Genomic DNA, 22,313 nt, shown 5'->3' with positions numbered 1-22,313 from the left:
ATTTTATATCTGCCGAAGTTAGGAAAAATATCAGGCCGGGCAAATCAATACCCGATTATTTTACCTTAATCTAGGCTAAACTGTTCTAATTTTTTTTCGTTTCTTTGTAATCGCATTTTTCAACGAATAACATGGCTTGGTTTAAGAGAGAAAAAAAAGGTATCAGCACGCTGACAGAAGAGAAAAAAGAAGCGCCGGATGGCTTATGGAACAAGTGTCCTAATTGCAAAAAGGCATTACACAGCGCAGACCTTATAGAAAATAAATATGTATGCCACTATTGTGACTATCATTTAAGAGTAGGTTCCAAAGAATATTTCCAGGTACTGTTTGATAACAATGAGTTTACAGAGCTGTTTGGAAATCTGACTTCGGGAGATCCGCTGAACTTTACTGACAGCAAACCTTATACAGAACGCCTGGTGGATACAATGTCGAAAACAGGTTTAAGGGATGCCATACGCGCAGGTGTAGGAAAGATTGATGGAGAAGACCTGGTGATTGCCTGTATGGATTTTAACTTTATTGGTGGCTCTATGGGTTCGGTAGTGGGCGAAAAGATCGCAAGGTCTATCGATTACAGTATTAAACATAAGATCCCTTTCCTGATGATCTCTAAATCCGGTGGCGCAAGGATGATGGAAGCTGCATTTTCTTTAATGCAAATGGCTAAGACATCCGCAAAACTGGCACTTTTAAGCCAGGCTAAGATCCCTTACATTTCATTGCTGACTGATCCTACTACAGGTGGGGTTACTGCCTCATATGCCATGCTTGGTGATATCAATATCGCTGAGCCGGGAGCACTGATCGGCTTTGCCGGACCAAGGGTAATCAAAGAAACAATTAAAAAAGACCTGCCTAAAGGTTTCCAGACGGCTGAGTTTGTTCAGGAACATGGTTTCCTTGATTTTATCGTAGACAGAAGGGCAATGAAGGCGAAGTTGGCTACGTTCCTGAAAATGGTAAAAAATTAGAGATATTACGGGGGGATGTTGTCTGGGGAGATAGCACTGGAATTGTGAGGGGGGAAAAAAATGGGATACATGATATTCCGGCTGCATTAATTTGCTACGCAAATGAACGACTAGGCCGGAATATCATGTATCCCATTTTTTTTCCGTAAAGGTTTATCCAGTGCAGGGCGCTTTAACCCTCAGCCAAAACCCACCGCAATATCAAGGGGGGAGATCCGGGCATGATGCATAACCTGTAAAGTTTACTATCACCTGCACAAACCTACTGCAAAATCTATCATTTAAAACCTATCGTCCAATCACTCATACAAAACCTACCGCAAAATCTTGCATACAAAAATTATTGTCTGATCCCTCATACAAAAGGTACCGCAAAATATTGCATACAAAGTCTATTGTCTGATCCCTCATGCAAAAGGTATCGCAAAATCTTGCATACAAAAATTATTGTCTGATCCCTCATACAAAAGGTACCGCAAAATCTTGCATACAAAGTCTATTGTCTGATCCCTCATGCAAAAGGTACCGCAGAATCTTGCATACAAAAATTATTGTCTGATCCCTGATACAAAAGCTACCGCTAAATCCCTCATACAAATCCTATCGTCAAATCCCCATACAAAAGCTATGGCGATTTCGTACTAACTCCCATCAGAGATTTTCATACGGGGCATGTCGCATCATGATCAATGCATTTTTTATACTCATCATTATTGTCATAATGTATAGCAATATTGTATTACTTGTCATGCATCAGGCAGTTTGAGTTCAGCGAGAATGAATTGAACTCCCTGCATTCCAATTTGATCCGGTACAGTTCTGGTTCTTAAGGAGCAACTTTTGCTTCATCCCCGGATGAGGATGCCAGGGAATATCTGTTGCAAAAAAAAAGATGATATGGTATTCAAGGCCTTCTGCTGCGATTAAGCAGCAGGCAGCCTTGAATACCATATCATCTTTTTTGCAATTAAGAATAACCTAAAGACGATTACTTTGCAGTGGGGTCTGTAGATAGTGAATACGGGAATGCAGACTCAGCAGTACCTCTGTTTTTATTTGGCTGCGCAGACATATCAAAGTCTAAGGTAGCACCCTTTAAGAGTTCTGAGTGACTGATCCAGTTCTTCTGGTAGTCTTTGGTGTTAAATTTCATCGACTGGATATAACGGTTATCCGCATTGTTAGCCGGTGCATTGATAACCACCTGTTTTCCGTTTTCGAGGTTTAAAGTTACTTTCTTGAAAAGTGGTGCTCCAAGCACATACTGGTCAACAGCCGGTGTTACAGGATAAAAGCCTAATGACGAAAATACGTACCAGGCCGAGGTTTGTCCGTTATCTTCGTCACCGCAGTATCCATCAGGGGTAGCTTTGTACAACCTGTTCATCGCTTCTCTAACCCAGTACTGCGCTTTCCATGGTTGTCCGGCATAGTTGTACAGGTAGATCATGTGTTGTATCGGCTGGTTTCCATGGGCATACTGGCCCATGTTGGCAATCTGCATCTCACGGATCTCATGGATCACACCACCATATTCTGTATCGTCAAATACCGGAGGCAAAGAAAACACAGAGTCCAGTTTGCTTGCAAATTTCTCTTTCCCGCCCATCAATTTAGACAATCCGTCGATATCCTGGAAAACCGACCATGAATAGTGCCAGCTGTTACCTTCTGTAAAGGCACCGCCCCATTTGAAGGGATTGAAGGGCGACTGGAACGACCCATCCTTGTTTTTTCCGCGCATCAGGGTGGTGGAAGGATCAAAAAGGTTTTTATAGTTCAGTGCTCTCTTTGCATAGACAGCAGTTTCTGAGGCAGGTTTGTGCAAGGCCCTTCCCAGCTGATAGATCGTAAAGTCGTCATACGAGTACTCCAAAGTACGCGCAGCATTTTCACTTATCTTTACATCAAAAGGTACATAACCCAGTTCATTGTAGTATTTAACCCCTGCCCTGCCCACAGCCTCGATAGGGCCTTCATTATTGGCGCCGTGTTTCAGCGCTTCATATAATTTCTGGATGTCATAACCGCGAAGGCCTTTAATATAGGCATCTGCAACTACAGAGGCAGAGTTGTTGCCCACCATGATATTGGCGTAACCCGGGCTGCTCCATTCCGGCAGCCAGCCACCTTCTTTATAATCATTGATCAGGCCTTCCTGCATCTCTTTGTTGATCGAAGGATAAACTAGGTTCAGGAAGGGATATAACGCCCTGAATGTATCCCAGAACCCTGTTCCAGCAAACATATAGCCAGGCAGTGTTTTGCCTGTATAAGGGCTCCAGTGAACAATCTTGTTGCTGGCGTTGATCTCATACATCTTGTTCGGAAAGAAAAGCGTACGGTATAAGCTGGAGTAAAATGTACGGGTCTGATCAACCGTTCCACCTTCCACAGCTATTCTGCTCAGCGTTTTGTTCCAAACTGCCTTTGCTTTTTCTTTGGTAGTTTCGAAGCTGTCATTTGCCAGCTCTCTTTTCAGACTGATGTCCGCCTGTTCAACACTGATGAATGATGAAGCTACCTTCATGTTCACCTGCTCGCCTTTGGCTGTCTTGAAACCAATGATCGCACCAGAGTGGTTGCTTTGCAGTTCCAGGGTATCCTGTGCGATAGTATTTCCATGCCAGGTGTTTGCAGACACAAAAGGTTTATCAAAGTAAATGACAAAATAGTTCTTAAAGTTGGGCAAAGGACCACGTGCATACTTTGTGCTATAGCCAATGATTTTTCTTTCTTTAGGGATTACCTTGATATAGGATCCTTTATCGAAAGCATCTACCACTACATAGGAACTGTCGGATTTAGGGAACGTAAAACGAAACTGGGCAGCGCGTTCTGTTGGAGTGATCTCAGTGGTCACGTCGGCATCTGCCAGATATACACTATAGTAATAAGGTTTTACTGTTTCCGCCTTGTGTGAATACCAGCTTGCCCTGTCATCCTGTGCAAACCTCATTTTACCGGTTACCGGCATCACGGAAAACTGTCCGTAATCGTTCATCCATGGAGAAGGCTGATGGGTTTGTTTAAATCCGCGGATCTTATCAGCATCGTAGGTATAAGCCCATCCGTCGCCCATTTTACCTGTTTGTGGGGTCCAGAAATTCATTCCCCAGGGAAGAGCAATGGCAGGATAGGTATTCCCGTTAGACAGATCAGGTTTACTTGCAGTTCCCATTAAAGGGTTAATCCATTCTACAGGATCACTGATCTTATCTGTTTTCTGCGCTAAAGCCGGCACTGCGGCAGCGATAAGTAACACTGACAAGAAGTGTTTCATCATAATATATTTGTTAATTAGTGATAATCGCATATTCAGTTTAAAAACGTTTTAGCAAACGCCAACCCTGGCAATGCTGGATTCAAAATCTGAATTACGCCCCCTAATGTAACGGACTATATATTAACACACAAATTAATACCATACTTTTTACACAAAAAAATTTCCGTACCACTACACTGGTGTGCTATAGCGTCACTAAAGGGCTGACACAAAAAAACGGATCTCTGTATCCAGGCTTTCCGGCGCGATAAGCGACAGTTAACATTGATACAGAGATCCGTTTTATGCCAGTCTGATACTGGCATTATTACCTAATATGCTCAGGGCACTCAGGACCAGGATTAAAAATCCCTTCCTGGAGTAACTCCCGGCTCATGTCCCGAGCCCAGTGGTTTATTCTTTCTCTCAGGTGTGTGCGAAAACGCCGTTGTTCCCGATCCTGAATTTGAGGAAGTTTCGCCATTGCTCAGCTCATCATCTTCATCAGTAGTTGTTTCTTTATATACAGTTTTTTTGTTTTCTTCTTCTTCGTTGTGTTCTTCAGGAGTAATCATAATCTTTGGTTTTTAGTAAAAAATAAGTAGATTGATATAACAACAGGCAAAAAAACAGAATTGTTTGTCACAATTCATTATACCCTCCTGGATGAGCCATATACCTTTTCAAAAATCAGATTCACAATTTCTGCACATGCTGATTCTCCGGCATCAGGTACATTGCTCATCAGAACCATTTCATATGGTTTGCCCGTCTTTTTGTAAGAAGGCTGAAGGTAGGGAAATGACAGGCACACCAGCCCGGCACGTTTGTAAAAATTTATCCTGCGTGAAGCATCCTCAGAAACAGGCGGTTCTACTTCCAGCAATACCCTGCTGTCTTTAATAAAATCCAGCATTACCTGCTCACCGTGCTTTTTGCCCCTTTCAGCAGGGGAAATTGCGAAATGTTCGAGGAAACACCAGTCTTTCAGTTTCCAGATAGTCATAAAGCCAATCGGTTTTTCATCTTCCATGATAACCTGGAGGCGCATTTCCGGAACGGTACCAATCATTCGGGCAAGCAATTCCCATTTGCGGCGCTCCTTCTGTGGGAATGCACCCTCATACAGTTCTTTTACAAAAGATATAAGTGGGTCAGCGTCATTTTTGATTGGAAGATATTTCATAAGCTTCGAAGGTAATTAAAGATCATCGTACCGGGAAGGAAATCAGCGTGACAGGAAAAGATCAGCATGACAGAAGAAAGAGCAGCGTGTCAGAAGAAAGATCAGTGTGACAGGAAAAGATCAGTACTGCATAGAAAAAACTGATCAGGGTATATTAACGATTTCAGCAGGAACCTGAACAGCGTTTGAACTGTCAGAATTGATGGAATAGCATTTAGGAGACAAATACTCCCGCTTTGGCCACACCTTTTAAAGCATCTGATCATTGGGCCACAAAAAAGGCCCTGAATTAATTCCCTTAAAAAGTATCTGGATTTTGGGACAATCAATTCAGGACTTTCCATTCAAACCGGCAGGCGATCATAAATTACCGACAGGCGATCAGAATAACATTTAATTTGATCTGTGATTAAACAGTTACATTCTGTTCTACAATTTGCTTTACCTTTTCTACCACATAGTCGATCTCTTCCCTCGTATTGTTTTTACTGAAAGAGAACCTTACTGAAGGCCTGTTCGGATCTGCACCGATGGCTGTCAGCACATGTGAACCGATATTCGAACCCGAAGAACAGGCACTACCGCCCGAGGCGGACACCCCGTTGATATCCAGATTAAACAATAGCATATCAGACATTTCCATTTCAGGAAAACATACACTTAAAACAGTGTATAGGCTTTTTTCAGGGTCAGTCTCCCCGTTAAAGCTAATTCCCGGAACTTCTGCCAGCAGTTTATCTTTCATATAGGTTTTAAGTCCCTGTACATAATCCTGGTGTTCCTGCATACCGGAATAGGCAAGCTCAAGCGCTTTTGCCAGTCCCGCTATTCCATAAATATTTTCTGTACCGCCACGCATATTGCGTTCCTGTGCACCGCCATAGATCAGGGGATTGATCTTTACATTATGATTGATATAAATAAACCCTACCCCTTTTGGACCGTGCAGTTTATGACCGGCACAAACAATGAAGTGGGCTTTCAGCTTTCTTACATCGTGTACATAATGGCCCATCGTCTGCACCGTATCGCTATGGAAGATGGCATCATATTTTTCACAGATCTCACCTATCCTTTCCACATCATTCAGCGTGCCCAATTCATTGTTGGCGTGCATCAGTGATACCATCGACCGCGAATGATCTTTTAACAGTTCTTCCAGGTGATTATAATCTACATTTCCCTTTTCATCAATATTCACAAAGCTGAGCTGATCAATCACCCCATCCTTTAATAACTGCTGCAGGGTATGTTCTACCGCATGGTGTTCAATCTTAGACGTTATAGCATGTTTAATACCGAATGCAGCGATACCACAGCGGATAGCCATGTTATCAGCTTCAGTACCACCAGAGGTAAAGAAAATTTCTGCAGGCACTGCATTTAACAGTCCGGCTACAGTTTTCCTGGCCTTTTCGAGCAATGTGCGGACCTCACGGCCCTGCGCATGAATTGAGGAGGGATTACCATAAAAGTTTTCCATCACATGAACCATTTCAGCGATCACCGCTTTATCAAGAGGTGTTGTTGCAGCATTGTCTAAATAGATTCTGTCCATTTGTGTTAATTCAATTTTAAAATTTCTTTAATGTCTGAGATAATTTTATTGGCCAGGCCTTCAGCTACCGTCTCATTCTCCGCTTCACTGTAGATGCGGATGATCGGTTCTGTATTAGACCTGCGCAGATGCACCCATTCATTATCAAATTCAATTTTTAACCCATCAATGGTGCTGTTGGGCTGGTTTTTATATTTCTCCTGTACCTTAACTAATAACGCATCAATATCCATTTCTGGTGTGAGGGTAATCTTATTTTTAGAGATATGGTAATTAGGATAACTGCTTTTCAGCAGGGATACCGACTGGCCAAACTTTGCAAGATGTGTAAGGAACAGGGCAATCCCTACCAGGGCGTCTCTTCCGTAATGCAGCTCAGGATAGATGATCCCGCCGTTTCCTTCGCCTCCAATAATCGCGTTAGTTGCTTTCATCTGGTTTACTACGTTTACTTCGCCCACGGCCGCAGCATGGTATTCCATGCCTGCCCTCAGGGTTACATCTTTCAGCGCACGGGTAGATGATAAATTGGAAACCGTATTGCCCGGTGTATTTTTCAATACATAATCTGCTACTGCAACCAGGGTATATTCTTCGCCAAACATAGAGCCGTCTTCAGCTACAAAACATAAACGGTCAACATCGGGATCAACTACGATACCCAAATCTGCCTTTTCACGCTGTACAACTTTGGATATCTCTGTCAGGTTTTCAGGCAACGGTTCCGGATTGTGCGGAAACTCGCCATCCGGCGCACAGTACAACTCAAAAACCTCCGTTACGCCCAGCGCTTTCAGCAGTGCCGGAATAAAGATCCCTCCGGTGGAGTTCACACAATCAATCACTACCTTAAATCCGGCTTTCCTGATCAGCTCTGCATCTACCAGGGGCAGTGCAAGGATCGCATCAATATGTTTCTGAAGGTAGCTGTCATCATATTTCACCCTACCAAGATCATTGACACTGGCAAACTCAAAATCAGCTTTCTCTGCCATATCCAGCACTTCCTTACCATTGGCATCGCTGATAAACTCCCCCTTTTCATTGAGCAGTTTAAGCGCATTCCACTGCTTGGGATTATGACTGGCGGTAAGGATAATCCCACCGCCTGCCTGTTCCATAGGAACCGCAATTTCTACGGTAGGCGTAGTGGATAAACCAAGGTCAATCACCTCAATTCCCAATCCCTGTAAAGTTCCTGTAACCAGATTATTTACCATGACACCAGAAATCCGTGCGTCACGTCCAAGGATAATTTTTTTTATACCCGTATTGCGGATTACCCACGAGCCATAGGCCGCGGTAAACTTCACGATATCGATTGGTGTGAGGCCGTTTCCGGCAATTCCACCTATGGTTCCCCTGATTCCGGAGATAGATTTTATGAGTGTCAAATGTTGTAAATTTTGTTTTCCAAAAATACGAAAATTAAGAATCAATACCAATTAAACGAATTGAACTGAATATCTGACCTGTTTGCTATATTTGCCGTTCATTAATATTCCCCTATGCAGCGTAAATGGTTTCAGTACTGGTTTAATTCTCCCTACTATCATATTTTATATAGTCAGCGAAACGACGAAGAAGCCGAATTCCTCATAGATAACTTAACGGCATACCTGAAACCGCGGCTCCATTCCAGGATTCTTGATATTGCCTGCGGCCGTGGCCGCCATGCGGTATACCTCAATAAGAAGGGATTTGACGTTACCGGAATAGATCTTTCTGAGCAAAGCATCAAATATGCGAAACAGTTTGAGCAAAAACACCTGCACTTTTTTGTGCATGATATGCGCAAGCTGGGATATATCAATTATTATGATATCGCGATGAACCTCTTCACCAGTTTCGGTTATTTTGAAACTGAGAAGGAGCATGTGAATGCCTTAAAATCTTTCAGAAAGAGCATCAAAGATGACGGAAAACTGGTAATCGATTATTTCAATACACAAAAGATCCTGAAGAACCTTACTCAAAGGGAAACCAAGACGGTTGAAGGGATTGATTTTGACATCCATAAGTTTGTGTCTGAGGGAAAAATCATCAAGCATATAAATTTTGAACATAAAAGCAAGCACTACGCCTTTGAGGAAAGAGTACAGGCTTTTACACTGGACGACTTTGAACGCATGTTCGCAAAAAGTGGCTTATCGATCACCGCAACGTTCGGCAGCTACAACCTTGACCCTTATGATGCCATTAAATCTGAGAGACTGATTTTTGTTTGTGCAAAACTATGATAGAAAGCCTATATAATTTTGATATAGCCCTTTTTCTAAAAATCCACAGGGGCCTTTCCAATGCCTTTTTTGACTGGCTGATGCCTCTCGTAAGGAACAAGTTTTTCTGGTCGCCATTGTATCTTTTTATTATCATCTTCTGTTTTAAGGAATATAAAAAGAGAGGCTGGTATATTATCGGTGGCCTCCTGCTCACTTTTGCCCTGGGTGATACCATCTCTGCCAGACTGATCAAACCATTTGTTGCCCGGCTGCGCCCTTGCAATGATGTTAATCTGGCCAGTGAGATTATCCAAAGGGTGCCCTGCGGCAGTGGTTACAGCTTTCCTTCTGCGCATGCCACTAATCATTTTGGGATTGCCATATTCCTGATCATGGTATTTTATCCCAAATGGAAACCAATTTTGCCTGTCGGCCTTTTCTGGGCATTCCTGGTTTCCTTTTCACAAATCTACGTGGGCGTACATTATCCCCTGGACACAATTGCAGGAGCAGTCCTGGGAACTACGGCAGGCTATGTAGTATCAGTGTTCTATAAAAAATTACAACCGGGATTATAATGGAAATCTGGAAACTTCTTATACTTTTCTTTTGTGCTTTTTTAGGAGGCATGTCTATATTTTTAGTAAAAAGCGACAAATCACAGCTCCTTAAGCTGATCCTGTCCTTTAGCGGAGCTTATTTATTTGCAATTACAGTCCTGCACCTCATTCCCGATGCTTACGGAGGCCCGGATCACGCAGAAATTGGAATATATATATTGATAGGATTTCTGCTGCAGATTTTTTTAGAGCAGTTTTCTGAAGGGGTTGAACATGGCCATATCCATAAGCACGGCGAAGGACATTCGTTTCCCTATGGGATCATGATCAGTTTATGCCTGCATGCATTTCTGGAAGGAATGCCACTGGCAGCCGACCAGCATAATGCCCTGATTTTCGGGATCGCACTGCACCACATCCCTGCAGCCTTTGCCTTATCAAGCATCCTGCTGCAAAACAAATTTACATTTAAGGGAATCGCATTCTACCTGTTGATTTTTGCGCTGATGGCTCCGCTTGGCTTTCTGTTCAGTTACGGTATCAGTAATGGAAGTATTGGCGGTATCGAACTGTACTTCAATAAAATGATGGGTATTGTAATTGGAATATTCCTCCATATCTCTACTACTATCCTGTTTGAGTCCAGCGTAGACCACAAAGTATCAAAAAGAAAAATGATTGCTGTTCTTCTGGGAATCAGCATCGCACTGGCCGGATTTTATCTCTCAGGACATTAAACAACATATACTACAAACCTTCTGCAGAGGGGAAGTTAAAACTTCCCCCTGGCTTTATCCAGCAGTACAATCAATTGTTCAGCTTCTTCCTGCGTGATGTTCGACGACAGAATGGCTGATAAGCTTACTTCATTATCAATTTTTTTCAGCAGGTTGAGCCCCTTATCATTGATCAGGATATCTACAGCCCGCTTATCATAATTGCTGACATTTTTAATGACCAGGTCTTTATGTACCAAACGGTCAACAATCCTGGAAGCATCACACATTTTATCAAGCATTCTTGATTTGACAAAGTTAATTGTTGACGGATTAGGGAATTGCCCGCGCAGGATCCTCAATACATTAAATTGCTGAGAAGTAATATCGTATGGCGACACTGCCTGCTTAACTTTATCGTTACACCAGTTATGTGTGTAGGATACGTTGACAATGGCCTCATGATATGCGCTTTCATAACGGGGAGCTTTGGTTTCTTTCAACATTACATAAGTTATCTAATGGTTATCAATTACTTTTCTTCTGACTATTGCTATTTTTTACCTTACCATATTTCCAGGGACAATGTCTGCATTTATTTTTACAACAATATCCCCTTTTAAGGTGATATGCTTCGGTAAAAACCATCAAACCAGTCACATCAAAATAGTAATCGGTAAATTCTTCCATCAGTTAAGCAATTTAACATCCAAAATGTTTTGAAAATGTTCCTTCAATTGAACCCCGCTACCATGAGTAGTCCAAACCTGCAATGGCTGCACCTGTTCGATGGTTAAAATAATATCCTTCCAGTCAACATGATCAGATATATACAACTGTAACTCATTATTGTTTTGTAAATGTTTCCAGCCCGTTGCAAATACCCTGACCACATTAATTGCCCTGATATAACTGCGGTAAACCAGGGGCGGCACCAGATAAATCATACCGGCGGGATTGGCCTTCATTACCTTGCGGTCATAGACTTCGTATTTTCCCATATTCACACCCAGCGATTCATACACTTTAACAAACGGGAGTATACTATGGTGTACAAGTATCCTTTTTTCTGGACAATGATCACTGATTAAACGAATTAGCCGCTGGCTCTTGCCCAGGGCATAGGCACCCAGCATAATATTGCTCTGTGTAGTGCTCAGCTTCCTGATTTCTTCTTCTGCATCAGGATGGCTGGTATCAGGATTGGCGAAAGTAGTTTCGGTGATGAGCACATCGGCTTTTACAAATTCAATAGGCTCGCAGGTCGCATCAGGCTGCAGCTTATAGTCGCCCGTATACAGATACCTGATACCTTTATACTCCATCAGCACCAATGCAGAGCCAAGCATATGCCCTGCCGGTACAAAACTGATCTTTACCTCATTTAGCGTAAATGGCTGCTGAAAAGCAAACACATGAAATTCGCCGGCAGCAAATTTTTTATAGCGCTGTTTCATGAACAAAGAAGTAGCCTCTGTGCAGTATACGTTAATATTGCCGGTGATTGCGTGGTCAGCATGTGCGTGTGAGATGACTGCATCTTTCACTATTTCTTTGGGATCCAGGTAAAAACCTCCATATGCGCAAAACAGCCCAATTTTAGTTGGTACCAGGAAATCATCTAATATCATTATTCAGTTATTTTTGTAAATCGATTGTGCAACTCCATCACCTGGAGTATTACAGACTGACTTTCGTCATTCCTGATGATGAAATCTGCCATTTTTATTTTCTCTTCGTCGTTCAGCTGTTTGTTCATCCTGGCCAGCACCTGTTCTTCGGTAGCTCCATCCCGTTCTGTCACCCTTTTTAACCTGGTTGGCACAGGTGCCGTTACCAGTACAGTTTGATCGCAGGCCTGATTGGAACCACTTTCGAACAATAGGGCTGCTTCTTTAAGGACGTACGGCGCAGCGGAAGGTACTGTCGCCATCCACAGATCGAAAGCCCTGAAAACGGCCGGATGTACCAGGGCATTCAGTTTTGCCAACGCGATATGGTCATTAAACACGATCCCTGCAATATGTTTGTTATTGAGCTTTCCCGCAGCGTCATAGCTCTCGTCCCCAAAGGCATCTTTTACGCCCCTGATTAATACTGGATCAGTAACCATAATATCTTTGGCTACGGTATCAGCATAAAACACGGGGATACCTAAATTCTCGAATATCCTGCAAACCGTGGTTTTACCACTTCCTATGCCACCGGTAATGCCAATCTTCATCATTGCTTCTCAATAATAAAGTCAACCTTTTCCGGCACAAGTTTTACCTTTCTGCAATAGTCGGGAAAACGCGTCAGCTTAATACTCAGCTGATGGTGTTTTTGTATTTTCCATTCATTGAGATCAACCGATGCTTCTATAAAATCTTCATTTACCTGCTGATAGCTGGACAGCGCCACCAAAAAAGTAATTTTTACTTTCTTAGGATACAGCTTCACATTATAGTATTCACTGTTATTGAGCACCTTAAGGGGAATTTCCAGGGTTTTTTCCGTGAATTCATCTACCGGCAGTTTCACCTCAATGGTGGAAGGGAATATGTTCACATTTTTTTGCAGGTTGGGTTTCATCGCCAGTCTTGAAACAGAGGGACGTTGTATATCAGTCAGTTTCAGTGTATCCGTTTTCCATTCCCTGATTTTCTCCAGCTCCTCCTGCGGCCCTGATACCGTTACATAATCGGGCGTAAACTCGATGTCGTCTGAGATACCAAACTGCCTGGCAAAAGTGAGCTTCGAGACCAGCTTGACCGGAACCCTTTTCACCGTTCTTTTAGAGAAATCAAAATATAAGGTATCGGGACGTACAGATATGATTTTCTGGGAAGTTTCCAGCTGACTGTTCACACTGTACAGCTGCTCTGAGAAGAGAATATAATTTCTGTTGTTGAGTTTATCGAGGCTGATGTTGATGGAAGGGGGGCTTACACGCAGGCGTGCAAAAAGCAGCTGCCATCCCGTTCCCTCTACCAGCAGGTCTACTGTATCTGACTGCAGCGGGTGAAAAGCTTTTTTTTGGGGGAAGTTTTTGTATACCAGCACAGTTTTGGCCGTATAAACGTACTTGTTGTTCAGTGCCAGAAACAGCCATCCTGCAATCGCCAGTAAGAGACAGGTGATCAATACCAAAAAGCGCTTTCGCTCTATTTTTGTAAGTCGTATAAAAGGCATGGCTGTAAAGTAAACAAATTTAATAAAACAAAAAAGCCGCACCAAGAAAGGAGCGGCTTCAGGTGTAAATTAATATATTAGGCTTTAGGCAGTTCTCCTGAGGCCTTTGTAGCATCCAGAGAAATAGCGCTTTTATCAAAACGGATTTTTGTACCGCCTTCTACTTCAATCAGGAAGGTAAGTTCGTTCATGTCAACAATTTTACCGTGGATACCAGCAGTAGTAACGATCTTATCCCCTTTTTTCAGGTCGGCAACCAATTTCTTGTGATCTTTTGCTTTTTTAACCTGTGGCCTGATCATAAAGAAGTAAAAAACTACCATGATCAACACCATTGGAACCAATGTACTTAACATACTGCTTCCGCCGGCTGCTTGTAAAATTACTGTAGATGTCATATTTGTTTGTGTGTGTATGAGTATTAATTATTTTGCAGCAATTTCCTGTACCTCACCGATCAGGTGCACCTCAGTTGTTTCCGGGTTGGCATTGGAAGTGATGGTAACAATTTTATCCTGCATTCCCATTTTACCGGTACTGTTGAAAACTACTTTGATCACTCCTGAATCGCCAGGTTTGATAGGTGCCTTTGGAATATCGGGAGTTGTACAGCCGCAGGTTGCTGTAGCATTGGTAATGATCAGCGGGCTCTTTCCAGTGTTTTTGAATTTGAACTCATGATTTACCTTTTCGCCCTGGCTGATTTTGCCAAAGTTGTACATCCCACTTTCAAAACTGATTACAGGCGCATTTTCAGGTGCAACAACTTCAGTTTTGGTTGCAGTAACTGCGCTGTCAGCAGTTACTGATGATTTTGATTGCTGACAGGCTGCAAACGTTGCCGCAGCCAGCGCCAGTACAAAAATTTTCTTCATATTATTCTTCTATTAATCCGCGGCCTGCTTTTTTGATACTGTTGGTACGTTTAAGGTCGCTCAAAATTTTATCTAATATACCGTTAATAAACGAATTACTCTTCGGCGTACTGTAATCTTTAGACAGGTCAAGGTATTCGTTTATAGTTACTTTCACCGGAATAGAAGGGAAATTCATCAGTTCACAAATTGCCATTTTCATCAGGATCGTATCCATTAAGGCAATCCTTTCAGATTCCCAGTTTTTGGTACGTTCTGCGATCAGCGCCTGGTACTCATTGTTATTTTTCAGTGTGTAAACGAACAGGTCTTCCACAAACTTGCCATCCTCTTTCCAGTCTGCACTGATCGGGGTAAGCTTATTCTTAAACGCGTCTTCTGAGGTGAAGTTTTTGAGCGTTTTAGCCACCATTCCCTGCATTACTTCCTTGTCTACAGACCAGTTGATAAATTTATCCTCAAAAGCCTGGATAATATTCTGGCTTTTTAGAATGATTTTCCTGAAAATAAATTTGATAATCTCTTTTGATCCTTCCAGGCTGTCATCTGCATCATTCAGATAAGCAGTATATTCAGGAGTTGATTTTAATTTGTTGTAGATGGTTTTAATAAACTCAGGATCGGCATGCCAGTTGATCTGGTATTTGTTCACTGCAGCCTTAAACTCAGGGTTTTGCTGCAGGAGAACGATAAACCTGTTCGTGAGTAACTTCTTGTTGGGATTCAGGTCTTCTGCTGTAGGAAAGTGCTTGTTGGCTCTTTCAATTGCATCAATCTCAGTATACTCCGTAATCTCAGAAAGCAGTGCCAGCATTCTGACATACATTTCATAAACATTATCAATACTGAGCATCAATTCTTTTTTCGCAGAATTGAGATCCTTTTTTTCAGTCATTTGCCAAGCAAAAATGTTTTGCAGAGCTTTAATTCTTAAGTGCCTTCTATTTAACATGAATGTAAGAACGAGTTGGTAATTTACCGGTTATTAAAATGATGATTTTATTTTTTTTATATCGCTTATTCTTTTTTCAACAATCCTGTTTGCTGCCAGAATGGTGGGTATATTATCTGCCTTGGACATTTTAATCACATTGCGCGTAGCATCATAGATATTTTCTGTGAGCTGCATCGTGCGTTTTTTACCGTAACCCGTCAGTTCAGAGTAACAGTTGATGAGCCCGCCGGCATTGATCAGGTAGTCCGGCGCAAATAAGATGTTCTTCTCCAGCAGCATCTGACCATGTTTTTGCTCATCTGCAAGCTGATTATTTGCTGAACCTGCAATGATTGCAAACTTCATTTTAGGTATGGTTTTGTCATTGACGGTAGCGCCAAGGGCACAGGGAGCGTAAATATCAACATCCAAACCAAAAATCTTATCAGCCTCAACAGGTTTTGCCTTGTACTTGCGTGCTACCTGGTGTAAACGGTCTTCATTGATATCGCTGATAAACACTTCTACATTCTCCTGTCTCAGCAGTTCTACCAGATGCTCGCCGGCGTTTCCTATACCCTGTACAACTACAGAACGGCCTGCCAGCGTATCGGTACCAAAAACCTCCTTTACACAGGCTTTCATCCCCAGAAAAATACCTTTCGCAGTCGTTGGAGAAGGATCTCCCATCCCTCCGATCGATTCAGGAACTCCTGTTACATATTTGGTTTCCATGCTGATATACTCCATGTCCCTGGTTGTTGTACCTACATCTTCGGCAGTGATAAACTCACCGTTAAGATTTTTAATAAAACGTCCAAAACTGCGCATCATTGCCTCCGACTTTCCTTTTCTTGAATCGCCGATGATCACCGCTTTGCCTCCCCCCAGGTTTAGACCTGTGATTGCTGCTTTATACGTCATACTTCTGGACAGGCGAAGCACATCTTCCAGTGCTTCAGTTTCGGTAGCATAATTCCACATCCGCGTGCCTCCAAGAGCAGGGCCAAGTGTAGTGTCGTGGATCGCGATAATTGCTTTCAAACCTGTATCAGGATCACTGCAATAGACCACTTTTTTATGCCCTAATGCGCTTAGCTGATCTAAAATTGAGGTTACCACAGAACTCTTAGCAGACATATGATTTCGTTTATCAAACAGTTCGCAAAACTAAGGATAAAAAAGATTAATTACATTGTTTTAACCAAACAGTTTTCAAAAATCCTCCTCAATTGGCTAACTTTACCCAAACATGAAGCACCTGATTTTTCTAAATAAATACTTCTATAAATATAAATGGTGGATCGTTCCGGGGATGTTTTTTGTGATCATTTCCAACATCTTTGGGGTTATCCCCGCACAGGTGATCGGCCATGCCTTTAACCTGATCACAGAAAACATCCAGATCTATGGCTTGTTCAGTGGTTTTGAAAGACAGCAGATCATTTACGATATCTTTAGCTACAGCCTTTTCTACTTCGGCACGCTGGTGCTACTGCTCTATCTGGTGCGTGGCTTATTCCTTTTCTTTATGCGGCAGACGCTGATCCTGATGTCCAGGCATATTGAGTTCGACATGAAAAACGAGATCTATGCCCACTATCAGGAGCTGAGCCTTGGTTTTTATCGCAGGAACAATACGGGCGACCTGATGAACAGGGCTACCGAGGATGTTAACAGGGTAAGGATGTATGTAGGGCCAGCAATCATGTACGCCATCAATACAGCAGTCTTATTTGTACTGATCGTTACTTCTATGTATTCGGTAAATCCAAGGCTTGCCACATTTTGCCTGCTTCCCCTGCCTGTTCTGGTTATCATCATCTATTTTGTAAATACCCAGATCAATCATAAAAGCGAGCAGATCCAGGAGCAGTTATCGCGCCTGTCCAGTTTTGTGCAGGAGCGTTTTTCCGGCATCAGGGTAATCAAATCCTATGTAAGGGAAGATTATACCAGACAGATTTTTGCCCGCGAAAGCGATGGCTACAAATCCAATGCAATGAGCCTTGTCCGTGTGCAGGCACTCTTCTACCCTACCATGCTGCTGCTTGTTGGCCTGAGCACGATCCTTACTGTTTATATCGGCGGTGAACAGGTGCTTGACGGCTCCATTACTGCGGGCAATATTGCAGAATTTATCGTTTATGTAAACCAGCTCACTTTCCCCGTGACAATGCTGGGCTGGGTAACCACCCTGATACAACGGGCTGCGGCCTCTCAAAAGAGGATCAATGAATTCCTGGAACTCCAGCCTGATATCCGCTCCGGAAATATCGCCCTGCCGGACTTTGGCGGCAATATCAGCTTTGAGAACGTTAGTTTTACTTATCAGGATACAGGCATTGCAGCACTGAAAGATATTTCCTTCAGCATTCAGTCGGGACAGTTTGTAGCAGTAATTGGCCGCACGGGCTCCGGCAAGTCTACGCTCGCCAACCTGATTATGCGGATGTATGATGCAGACTCAGGCACAATTTCTATAGATGGTGAACCACTGCCGCTGATCAACCTGAATTCTTACCGGAACCAGGTAGGTTTTGTACCGCAGGAAGTTTTTCTCTTTTCAGATAACATCAGGAACAATATAGCCTTTGGCCTGGATACAGTTACTGATGCAGAAATAGAAGCCGCAGCCAGAAATGCAGCGGTCTATGATAATATTATGGACTTTGAACTAAAGTTTGACACCATGCTGGGAGAAAGGGGAATTACACTGTCAGGAGGCCAGAAACAAAGGGTTTCAATTGCAAGGGCATTGATAAAGGAGCCCAGGGTACTGATCTTTGATGACTGTCTTTCGGCCGTGGATACCAGGACAGAGGAAGAGATCTTAAATAACCTGGGCAATGTCATGAAAGGAAAGACAAGTATTCTAATTGCGCACAGGATTTCGACAATCAGAAAAGCCGATAAGATCATCGTGCTCGAAGAAGGCAGGATTGCTGAACAAGGTACTCATGATGAATTGCTTAATCTTCACGGTATCTATGAAGAAATGTTTTTAAACCAGTTATTGGAAGAAGAAAATAAATCTCTTTAATTTCTATTTTGATCTTTACTGATTAATAGTTTATATTTACCCGAACCAAAACCAACAGTAATACCAAACATGGGAGAATTTGACAACAAAGAGAGAGAAGAGGTTTTTTCTAAAAAAGTAAGGGCCGGTAAGAGAACATATTTTTTCGACGTTAAAGCTACTCGCTCAGGCGACTATTATTTAACCCTCACTGAAAGTAAGAAAAGACTGGAAGACGGTGTGTTTGTAAAGCATAAAATCTTTCTTTACAAAGAAGATTTCGAAAAATTTGCTGAAGGTTTAAATGAAACGGTGGATTATATCAAAACACATCAGGATGTAGTAGAAAAACGCTACGAATATTCTGAGAACCATGAAGGCGGCGGTAAAGGCCAGAATGATGATTTTTCTTTTTAGAAATTAAAAACCCATTTAGAAGCTCCTTTGGGGCTTTTTTTATGCCCAAAATTAGCGCCGGCCTAAAATGCAGCAGGGTATGACCTGAAATCAAACCCCGCTTTATATCTTATTTTCCACCGGTAATTCCAGCTGGTACCACTAACCCTCTTTTACAGCGCATTCTTTCACCTGGGCCTCATTTACAGTAATCCAGTTCTCTTCCGCAGATACATTCGTGCCCAGTACGATCGTTTTACGCTGATGAAGCTGATCTTCAATCCTGGCCAGAAGTTCAGCAGGAATAACCTTGTTCAATATTCGAACAGGCTCATCCAATGCCTCTGTTTTGATCTCAAGATCATAAATACCTGAAACAAGTGTCCTGCAAATAATCAGCTCCACATTTTTGTTCTGCGTAACATTTTTCAGCGCCTCAAAAGCATTGATGATCTGATCAGAATTGCCGGCTTTAAAACCAAGTATGATCGATGGGTTTAATTCCTGATTTTCACTGTCGTTTGATAAATATATTTCATCAACATCGGCCAATATTGATTCTATTACTAATCTGTCCATAATTTACTTTTTTAGAAATCTATACCATAAAAAGGAATGAAAGCCCGTATTGTTTGGTTAAAGATTAAAATATACCAGCTGCTTTACAGGTAAATCGATATATTAACCTCCTGAGGGCTTCATCTGCCTTTGATTTAAATACACACCTATGAATATATTCCTCTTTATGGTTGGCGGCGTAAATGTCGGGACACCCGAAATTATGATCATTATGCTGGCACTCTTTGTTGTCTTCCTTGTAGTAAGAAATATCATCTATCAGCCCAAAGAGTAATTATCTTACGCTTTAAATCATCCTGCTATTTTTGCTCATCAAACATTTTTCTGTTAAATATGTATTACAGATAGCAAATAATTATATCTCAATTCATTTTATGCCAGATTTTGAAGAAACAAAGAAGTTACTCGATGATTCTACGATGTATTATTTGATCAGCGTAGGCATGGACAGTAACTATTCCTATGTGAACAAAAGGTATCAAAAGATTTTTCACAATGTTCATGGTGATCTTGTGGGGCAGCATTATTCTGTTACCATGCACCCCGATGATACAAAGATATGTGAGTCCGTTTCTGAAAAGGCATTCGGGAATCCTGATCAGGTATTTCCGGCAGTTATCAGAAAGCATGACGGCCAGGGCGGTTATATAACTACCAAATGGGAATACAAGGCTATCTTTGATGACAATAACGTACCCACAGGTATGTTCTGTATCGGACATGATATCACTGAGCTTATTCTCAACAGCAGCGAACTGAAAGATACAAAAGAGTCCTTAACAAAAACACAGGACAATCTCGCACAAATCTATTATATACAGTCGCACGTAGTAAGGAAGCCCCTGGCAAATATTATGGGATTAAGCATTTTGCTGGAAACCATGGAGAATATTACCCCTGAGCTTAAGGAAGTCATCCTGATGATTAATAACAGTGCCAACGAACTTGATGAGGTGATCCGGAACATTGCTGCCATGCAGTAATTTTTTAAATCTTTAGCTAAGATTTAGAGAGATCATTCTAAGGGAAAGAAATAAAGTATATCATATTCATCTGCAGTAATTTGCTACGCAAAAGAACGCCAGGACGGAACATGATATACTTTATTTTTTTCGAACTAAACTAGTATAGCATCTATTATTTTATTCGAACTAAACTAATGTAGCATCTAAAGTAATATCCAGGTTGTAAGCTTTACTTACCGGACAGTTTGCTTTGGCACCAGCAGTAATTTCCTTAAACTGCTCTTCAGTAATATCAGGAATACTAGCTTTAAGCACAAGGTTGGAAGTAGTGATCGTTCCGGTATTTGTATCTAAAGTTATTGTAGCTTTAGTTTCCAGTGAAGTAGGGTTAAATCCGGCTTCAGTAAGGTCAAGACTCAGTTTCATGGTAAAACAGCCTGCGTGGGCAGCAGCCATTAGTTCTTCAGGATTAGTTCCTACTCCCTCAGCAAAACGGCTGGCGAACGAATATTGTGTCTGATTTAAAACAGTACTGTCTGTAGTTAAAGTACCTTTTCCTTCTTTGATGGTGCCATTCCAAACGGCTGTTGCATTACGTTTCATATTGTTTTTTTTATGGTTGTGAGCAATTGTTAAATTCAGTTGACCTGATAATTTACAGCAAAATCTAGTCCATATTACGGCCCAGAAGCTTAAAACCCCAGGCGCAGATCAGGAGCAGGACAATGAGACAGATCCATAGCCAGTTGTAGCCATACATTTCTGCCAGATAGAAACCGGCGGAGGGACCTATAACCTGAGAAACTGACCAGCTCATGGTATAACCCGCAGCGTACTGTCCCCTGTTATGGTCATTAGTCCGGCTCATCACAAATGTATTAATGAAAGGCAAAGCCAGCATTTCACCGATTGTAAAGGTGACGGTAACCAGTACTGCTGCCACCACCGGGATGATACCGGGCAACAATAAAATACAATAGGACAAGGCAATCATGAGTACGCCCATTACAATATACTGGATTGGCGATCGCTTGTTCTCTATCCTGCTGATCATTACCATTTCAAAAAGGGCAATAATCAATCCGTTTGATCCCAGGATCAGGCCAATCCAGAATTCATCGATATGCCAAACCTCCTTATAAAAAAGCGGGACTACCCTGAACAGGAGAAAAAAACAGATCGTCAGCAAAACATTAAGTAGCAGGAATTTAACAAACAGCACATCTTTCCAGGGCTTAATCACAGCTGATTGCTTGATCTTTTCCGCAACCGTTTTAGGGAGTGTCTTCATCGCCGGAAGCAGAAAGAAGATCGCAATACCAGCGAGCACACTTACGCCCCCATCTACAATAAACAGCATAGGATAACTGAATGAGGCAATGATCCCCCCGATACCACTGCCGATAGCAAAGCCCATATTATTGGCCAGCCTGTTTAGTGAAAAGGAACGTGTTGTTGTTCCGGGAGCTGCATAAACTGTAATTGCCGCATAATTTGCAGGCTTAAAGGCTTCCGAGAAAAAGCTGATCAGCAAGGTACACAGGCAAAGCAATTCAAAATGGGTAATTGTAGAGTACAGTATAAAAAATAGCCCTCCAATAATTGAAGAATAGATTTGGACAGCTCCAAACCCTATAACATCAGTAAGTTTTCCTCCAACAGTGGCACCCACAAGTGAACCTGCCCCAAATAAGGCAATGATGAGACCGGCATCAGACATTGGCCTGTGCAGATACTGGGTCATATACAAACTCATAAAAGGCACTGCCATACTGCTGCACCTGTTGATAAACATGACAATGCTTAACACCCATGTTTCGCGGCTTAATCCGGAAAATGACTCTTTATAGGAAGAAATTAATTTTTGTATCATTTTTTATCTGG

The 22,313-nt window shown here is 42.1% G+C and carries 25 protein-coding genes; 8 read left to right on the top strand and 17 right to left on the bottom strand.

Translation table 11 applies throughout. From position 1 onward, the window contains the following. Positions 1-131 precede the first annotated feature (131 nt). Complete coding sequence (gene accD, locus FN831_RS18400; protein ID WP_142529655.1) at positions 132-977, top strand: acetyl-CoA carboxylase, carboxyltransferase subunit beta; 846 nt, start codon at positions 132-134, stop codon at positions 975-977. A gap of 988 nt (positions 978-1,965) precedes the next feature. Here accD and FN831_RS18395 read toward each other — a convergent pair. The 5 genes from FN831_RS18395 to glmM all read right to left on the bottom strand — a co-directional run bounded on the left by FN831_RS18395 (position 1,966) and on the right by glmM (position 8,380). Beyond that, positions 1,966-4,260 carry a GH92 family glycosyl hydrolase gene (locus FN831_RS18395; RefSeq protein ID WP_394348329.1) on the bottom strand — a complete coding sequence of 765 codons (2,295 nt, stop codon included), beginning with the start codon at positions 4,258-4,260 and terminating at the stop codon, positions 1,966-1,968. A 344-nt stretch (positions 4,261-4,604) separates the two neighbouring features. After that, a complete protein-coding gene (locus FN831_RS18390) occupies positions 4,605-4,817 on the bottom strand; it encodes a hypothetical protein (RefSeq protein WP_142529653.1) in 213 nt (70 codons plus the stop codon). Between the two features lie 77 nt (positions 4,818-4,894). Next, positions 4,895-5,428: a GNAT family N-acetyltransferase gene (locus FN831_RS18385; RefSeq protein ID WP_142529652.1), complete on the bottom strand. Its 534-nt coding sequence runs from the start codon at positions 5,426-5,428 to the stop codon at positions 4,895-4,897. Between the two features lie 409 nt (positions 5,429-5,837). Next, on the bottom strand, positions 5,838-6,986 hold the full coding sequence (locus FN831_RS18380; protein ID WP_142529651.1) for a cysteine desulfurase family protein: 1,149 nt from the start codon (positions 6,984-6,986) through the stop codon (positions 5,838-5,840). Positions 6,987-6,991: 5 nt separating this feature from the next. Next, complete coding sequence (gene glmM, locus FN831_RS18375) at positions 6,992-8,380, bottom strand: phosphoglucosamine mutase (protein WP_142529650.1); 1,389 nt, start codon at positions 8,378-8,380, stop codon at positions 6,992-6,994. 114 nt (positions 8,381-8,494) lie between these two features. Here glmM and FN831_RS18370 point away from each other — a divergent pair, with 114 nt between their 5' ends. From FN831_RS18370 to FN831_RS18360, 3 genes are read left to right on the top strand one after another with little or no spacing between them, the layout of a single operon-like run. Next, positions 8,495-9,226, top strand: a complete 732-nt coding sequence (locus FN831_RS18370; protein ID WP_142529649.1) for a class I SAM-dependent methyltransferase — start codon at positions 8,495-8,497, stop codon at positions 9,224-9,226. Continuing rightward, positions 9,223-9,786: a phosphatase PAP2 family protein gene (locus FN831_RS18365; protein WP_142529648.1), complete on the top strand. Its 564-nt coding sequence runs from the start codon at positions 9,223-9,225 to the stop codon at positions 9,784-9,786. The genes FN831_RS18370 and FN831_RS18365 overlap by 4 nt, the downstream gene beginning before the upstream one ends. Continuing rightward, positions 9,786-10,505, top strand: a complete 720-nt coding sequence (locus tag FN831_RS18360) for a ZIP family metal transporter (protein ID WP_142529647.1) — start codon at positions 9,786-9,788, stop codon at positions 10,503-10,505. Before FN831_RS18365 ends, FN831_RS18360 begins: the two co-directional genes overlap by 1 nt. A gap of 35 nt (positions 10,506-10,540) precedes the next feature. On the opposite strand, the gene FN831_RS18355 is transcribed toward FN831_RS18360, so the two are convergent. The 9 genes from FN831_RS18355 to FN831_RS18320 form a co-directional block, all read right to left on the bottom strand. Then, positions 10,541-10,990 (bottom strand): MarR family winged helix-turn-helix transcriptional regulator, encoded by a 450-nt coding sequence (locus FN831_RS18355; protein ID WP_142529646.1) that lies wholly within the window; start codon positions 10,988-10,990, stop codon positions 10,541-10,543. 22 nt (positions 10,991-11,012) lie between these two features. Continuing rightward, positions 11,013-11,174 carry a DUF5522 domain-containing protein gene (locus tag FN831_RS27765; RefSeq protein WP_185960533.1) on the bottom strand — a complete coding sequence of 54 codons (162 nt, stop codon included), beginning with the start codon at positions 11,172-11,174 and terminating at the stop codon, positions 11,013-11,015. Continuing rightward, positions 11,174-12,115: an MBL fold metallo-hydrolase gene (locus FN831_RS18350; RefSeq protein ID WP_142529645.1), complete on the bottom strand. Its 942-nt coding sequence runs from the start codon at positions 12,113-12,115 to the stop codon at positions 11,174-11,176. Before FN831_RS18350 ends, FN831_RS27765 begins: the two co-directional genes overlap by 1 nt. Continuing rightward, the gene (gene coaE / locus FN831_RS18345; RefSeq protein ID WP_142529644.1) at positions 12,115-12,711 is read right to left on the bottom strand and encodes a dephospho-CoA kinase; all 597 of its coding nucleotides are present in this window, start codon (positions 12,709-12,711) and stop codon (positions 12,115-12,117) included. The genes FN831_RS18350 and coaE overlap by 1 nt, the downstream gene beginning before the upstream one ends. After that, positions 12,708-13,658, bottom strand: a complete 951-nt coding sequence (locus FN831_RS18340; protein ID WP_142529643.1) for a CdaR family protein — start codon at positions 13,656-13,658, stop codon at positions 12,708-12,710. Before FN831_RS18340 ends, coaE begins: the two co-directional genes overlap by 4 nt. A gap of 77 nt (positions 13,659-13,735) precedes the next feature. Continuing rightward, entirely contained in the window at positions 13,736-14,056 is a 321-nt protein-coding gene (gene yajC, locus FN831_RS18335; protein WP_142529642.1) for a preprotein translocase subunit YajC, read from the bottom strand. Between the two features lie 27 nt (positions 14,057-14,083). After that, positions 14,084-14,533 (bottom strand): DUF1573 domain-containing protein, encoded by a 450-nt coding sequence (locus tag FN831_RS18330; protein WP_142529641.1) that lies wholly within the window; start codon positions 14,531-14,533, stop codon positions 14,084-14,086. A 1-nt stretch (position 14,534) separates the two neighbouring features. After that, positions 14,535-15,428 carry a transcription antitermination factor NusB gene (gene nusB / locus FN831_RS18325; RefSeq protein ID WP_246101613.1) on the bottom strand — a complete coding sequence of 298 codons (894 nt, stop codon included), beginning with the start codon at positions 15,426-15,428 and terminating at the stop codon, positions 14,535-14,537. A 90-nt stretch (positions 15,429-15,518) separates the two neighbouring features. Beyond that, a complete protein-coding gene (locus FN831_RS18320) occupies positions 15,519-16,607 on the bottom strand; it encodes a Glu/Leu/Phe/Val family dehydrogenase (protein ID WP_142529639.1) in 1,089 nt (362 codons plus the stop codon). 112 nt (positions 16,608-16,719) lie between these two features. On the opposite strand from FN831_RS18320, the gene FN831_RS18315 reads away from it, so the two are divergent. Further along, positions 16,720-18,510 carry an ABC transporter ATP-binding protein gene (locus FN831_RS18315; RefSeq protein WP_142529638.1) on the top strand — a complete coding sequence of 597 codons (1,791 nt, stop codon included), beginning with the start codon at positions 16,720-16,722 and terminating at the stop codon, positions 18,508-18,510. Positions 18,511-18,579: 69 nt separating this feature from the next. Further along, positions 18,580-18,906 (top strand): DUF3276 family protein, encoded by a 327-nt coding sequence (locus FN831_RS18310; RefSeq protein ID WP_142529637.1) that lies wholly within the window; start codon positions 18,580-18,582, stop codon positions 18,904-18,906. A gap of 141 nt (positions 18,907-19,047) precedes the next feature. Here FN831_RS18310 and FN831_RS18305 read toward each other — a convergent pair whose 3' ends face one another. Beyond that, the gene (locus FN831_RS18305; protein WP_142529636.1) at positions 19,048-19,464 is read right to left on the bottom strand and encodes a hypothetical protein; all 417 of its coding nucleotides are present in this window, start codon (positions 19,462-19,464) and stop codon (positions 19,048-19,050) included. Positions 19,465-19,612: 148 nt separating this feature from the next. Between FN831_RS18305 and FN831_RS28280 the strand changes: the two genes are divergently transcribed. Together FN831_RS28280 and FN831_RS18300 are read left to right on the top strand one after the other, a co-directional pair. Beyond that, positions 19,613-19,738, top strand: a complete 126-nt coding sequence (locus tag FN831_RS28280; protein WP_262711889.1) for a hypothetical protein — start codon at positions 19,613-19,615, stop codon at positions 19,736-19,738. 100 nt (positions 19,739-19,838) lie between these two features. Further along, positions 19,839-20,447, top strand: coding sequence for a PAS domain-containing protein (locus FN831_RS18300; protein WP_142529635.1), 609 nt, complete (start codon positions 19,839-19,841; stop codon positions 20,445-20,447). A 168-nt stretch (positions 20,448-20,615) separates the two neighbouring features. Here FN831_RS18300 and FN831_RS18295 read toward each other — a convergent pair whose 3' ends face one another. Together FN831_RS18295 and FN831_RS18290 are read right to left on the bottom strand one after the other, a co-directional pair. Continuing rightward, on the bottom strand, positions 20,616-21,032 hold the full coding sequence (locus FN831_RS18295; protein ID WP_142529634.1) for an OsmC family protein: 417 nt from the start codon (positions 21,030-21,032) through the stop codon (positions 20,616-20,618). Between the two features lie 64 nt (positions 21,033-21,096). Continuing rightward, positions 21,097-22,302 (bottom strand): MFS transporter, encoded by a 1,206-nt coding sequence (locus FN831_RS18290; RefSeq protein WP_142529633.1) that lies wholly within the window; start codon positions 22,300-22,302, stop codon positions 21,097-21,099. Positions 22,303-22,313 lie beyond the last annotated feature (11 nt).

The sequence above is a fragment of the Pedobacter westerhofensis genome, assembly GCF_900182595.1.
Classification (GTDB): domain Bacteria; phylum Bacteroidota; class Bacteroidia; order Sphingobacteriales; family Sphingobacteriaceae; genus Pedobacter; species Pedobacter westerhofensis.
This window is presented reverse-complemented; position numbering and strand designations above follow the sequence as displayed.

Coding starts and splice junctions, on each gene's coding strand:
- accD (WP_142529655.1), top strand. CDS start 132: ATGGCTTGGTTTAAGAGAGAAAAAAAAGGTATCAGCACGCTGACAGAA.
- FN831_RS18395 (WP_394348329.1), bottom strand. CDS start 4,260: ATGAAACACTTCTTGTCAGTGTTACTTATCGCTGCCGCAGTGCCGGCT.
- FN831_RS18390 (WP_142529653.1), bottom strand. CDS start 4,817: ATGATTACTCCTGAAGAACACAACGAAGAAGAAGAAAACAAAAAAACT.
- FN831_RS18385 (WP_142529652.1), bottom strand. CDS start 5,428: ATGAAATATCTTCCAATCAAAAATGACGCTGACCCACTTATATCTTTT.
- FN831_RS18380 (WP_142529651.1), bottom strand. CDS start 6,986: ATGGACAGAATCTATTTAGACAATGCTGCAACAACACCTCTTGATAAA.
- FN831_RS18370 (WP_142529649.1), top strand. CDS start 8,495: ATGCAGCGTAAATGGTTTCAGTACTGGTTTAATTCTCCCTACTATCAT.
- FN831_RS18365 (WP_142529648.1), top strand. CDS start 9,223: ATGATAGAAAGCCTATATAATTTTGATATAGCCCTTTTTCTAAAAATC.
- FN831_RS18360 (WP_142529647.1), top strand. CDS start 9,786: ATGGAAATCTGGAAACTTCTTATACTTTTCTTTTGTGCTTTTTTAGGA.
- FN831_RS18355 (WP_142529646.1), bottom strand. CDS start 10,990: ATGTTGAAAGAAACCAAAGCTCCCCGTTATGAAAGCGCATATCATGAG.
- FN831_RS27765 (WP_185960533.1), bottom strand. CDS start 11,174: ATGGAAGAATTTACCGATTACTATTTTGATGTGACTGGTTTGATGGTT.
- FN831_RS18350 (WP_142529645.1), bottom strand. CDS start 12,115: ATGATATTAGATGATTTCCTGGTACCAACTAAAATTGGGCTGTTTTGC.
- coaE (WP_142529644.1), bottom strand. CDS start 12,711: ATGATGAAGATTGGCATTACCGGTGGCATAGGAAGTGGTAAAACCACG.
- FN831_RS18340 (WP_142529643.1), bottom strand. CDS start 13,658: ATGCCTTTTATACGACTTACAAAAATAGAGCGAAAGCGCTTTTTGGTA.
- yajC (WP_142529642.1), bottom strand. CDS start 14,056: ATGACATCTACAGTAATTTTACAAGCAGCCGGCGGAAGCAGTATGTTA.
- FN831_RS18330 (WP_142529641.1), bottom strand. CDS start 14,533: ATGAAGAAAATTTTTGTACTGGCGCTGGCTGCGGCAACGTTTGCAGCC.
- nusB (WP_246101613.1), bottom strand. CDS start 15,428: ATGACTGAAAAAAAGGATCTCAATTCTGCGAAAAAAGAATTGATGCTC.
- FN831_RS18320 (WP_142529639.1), bottom strand. CDS start 16,607: ATGTCTGCTAAGAGTTCTGTGGTAACCTCAATTTTAGATCAGCTAAGC.
- FN831_RS18315 (WP_142529638.1), top strand. CDS start 16,720: ATGAAGCACCTGATTTTTCTAAATAAATACTTCTATAAATATAAATGG.
- FN831_RS18310 (WP_142529637.1), top strand. CDS start 18,580: ATGGGAGAATTTGACAACAAAGAGAGAGAAGAGGTTTTTTCTAAAAAA.
- FN831_RS18305 (WP_142529636.1), bottom strand. CDS start 19,464: ATGGACAGATTAGTAATAGAATCAATATTGGCCGATGTTGATGAAATA.
- FN831_RS28280 (WP_262711889.1), top strand. CDS start 19,613: ATGAATATATTCCTCTTTATGGTTGGCGGCGTAAATGTCGGGACACCC.
- FN831_RS18300 (WP_142529635.1), top strand. CDS start 19,839: ATGCCAGATTTTGAAGAAACAAAGAAGTTACTCGATGATTCTACGATG.
- FN831_RS18295 (WP_142529634.1), bottom strand. CDS start 21,032: ATGAAACGTAATGCAACAGCCGTTTGGAATGGCACCATCAAAGAAGGA.
- FN831_RS18290 (WP_142529633.1), bottom strand. CDS start 22,302: ATGATACAAAAATTAATTTCTTCCTATAAAGAGTCATTTTCCGGATTA.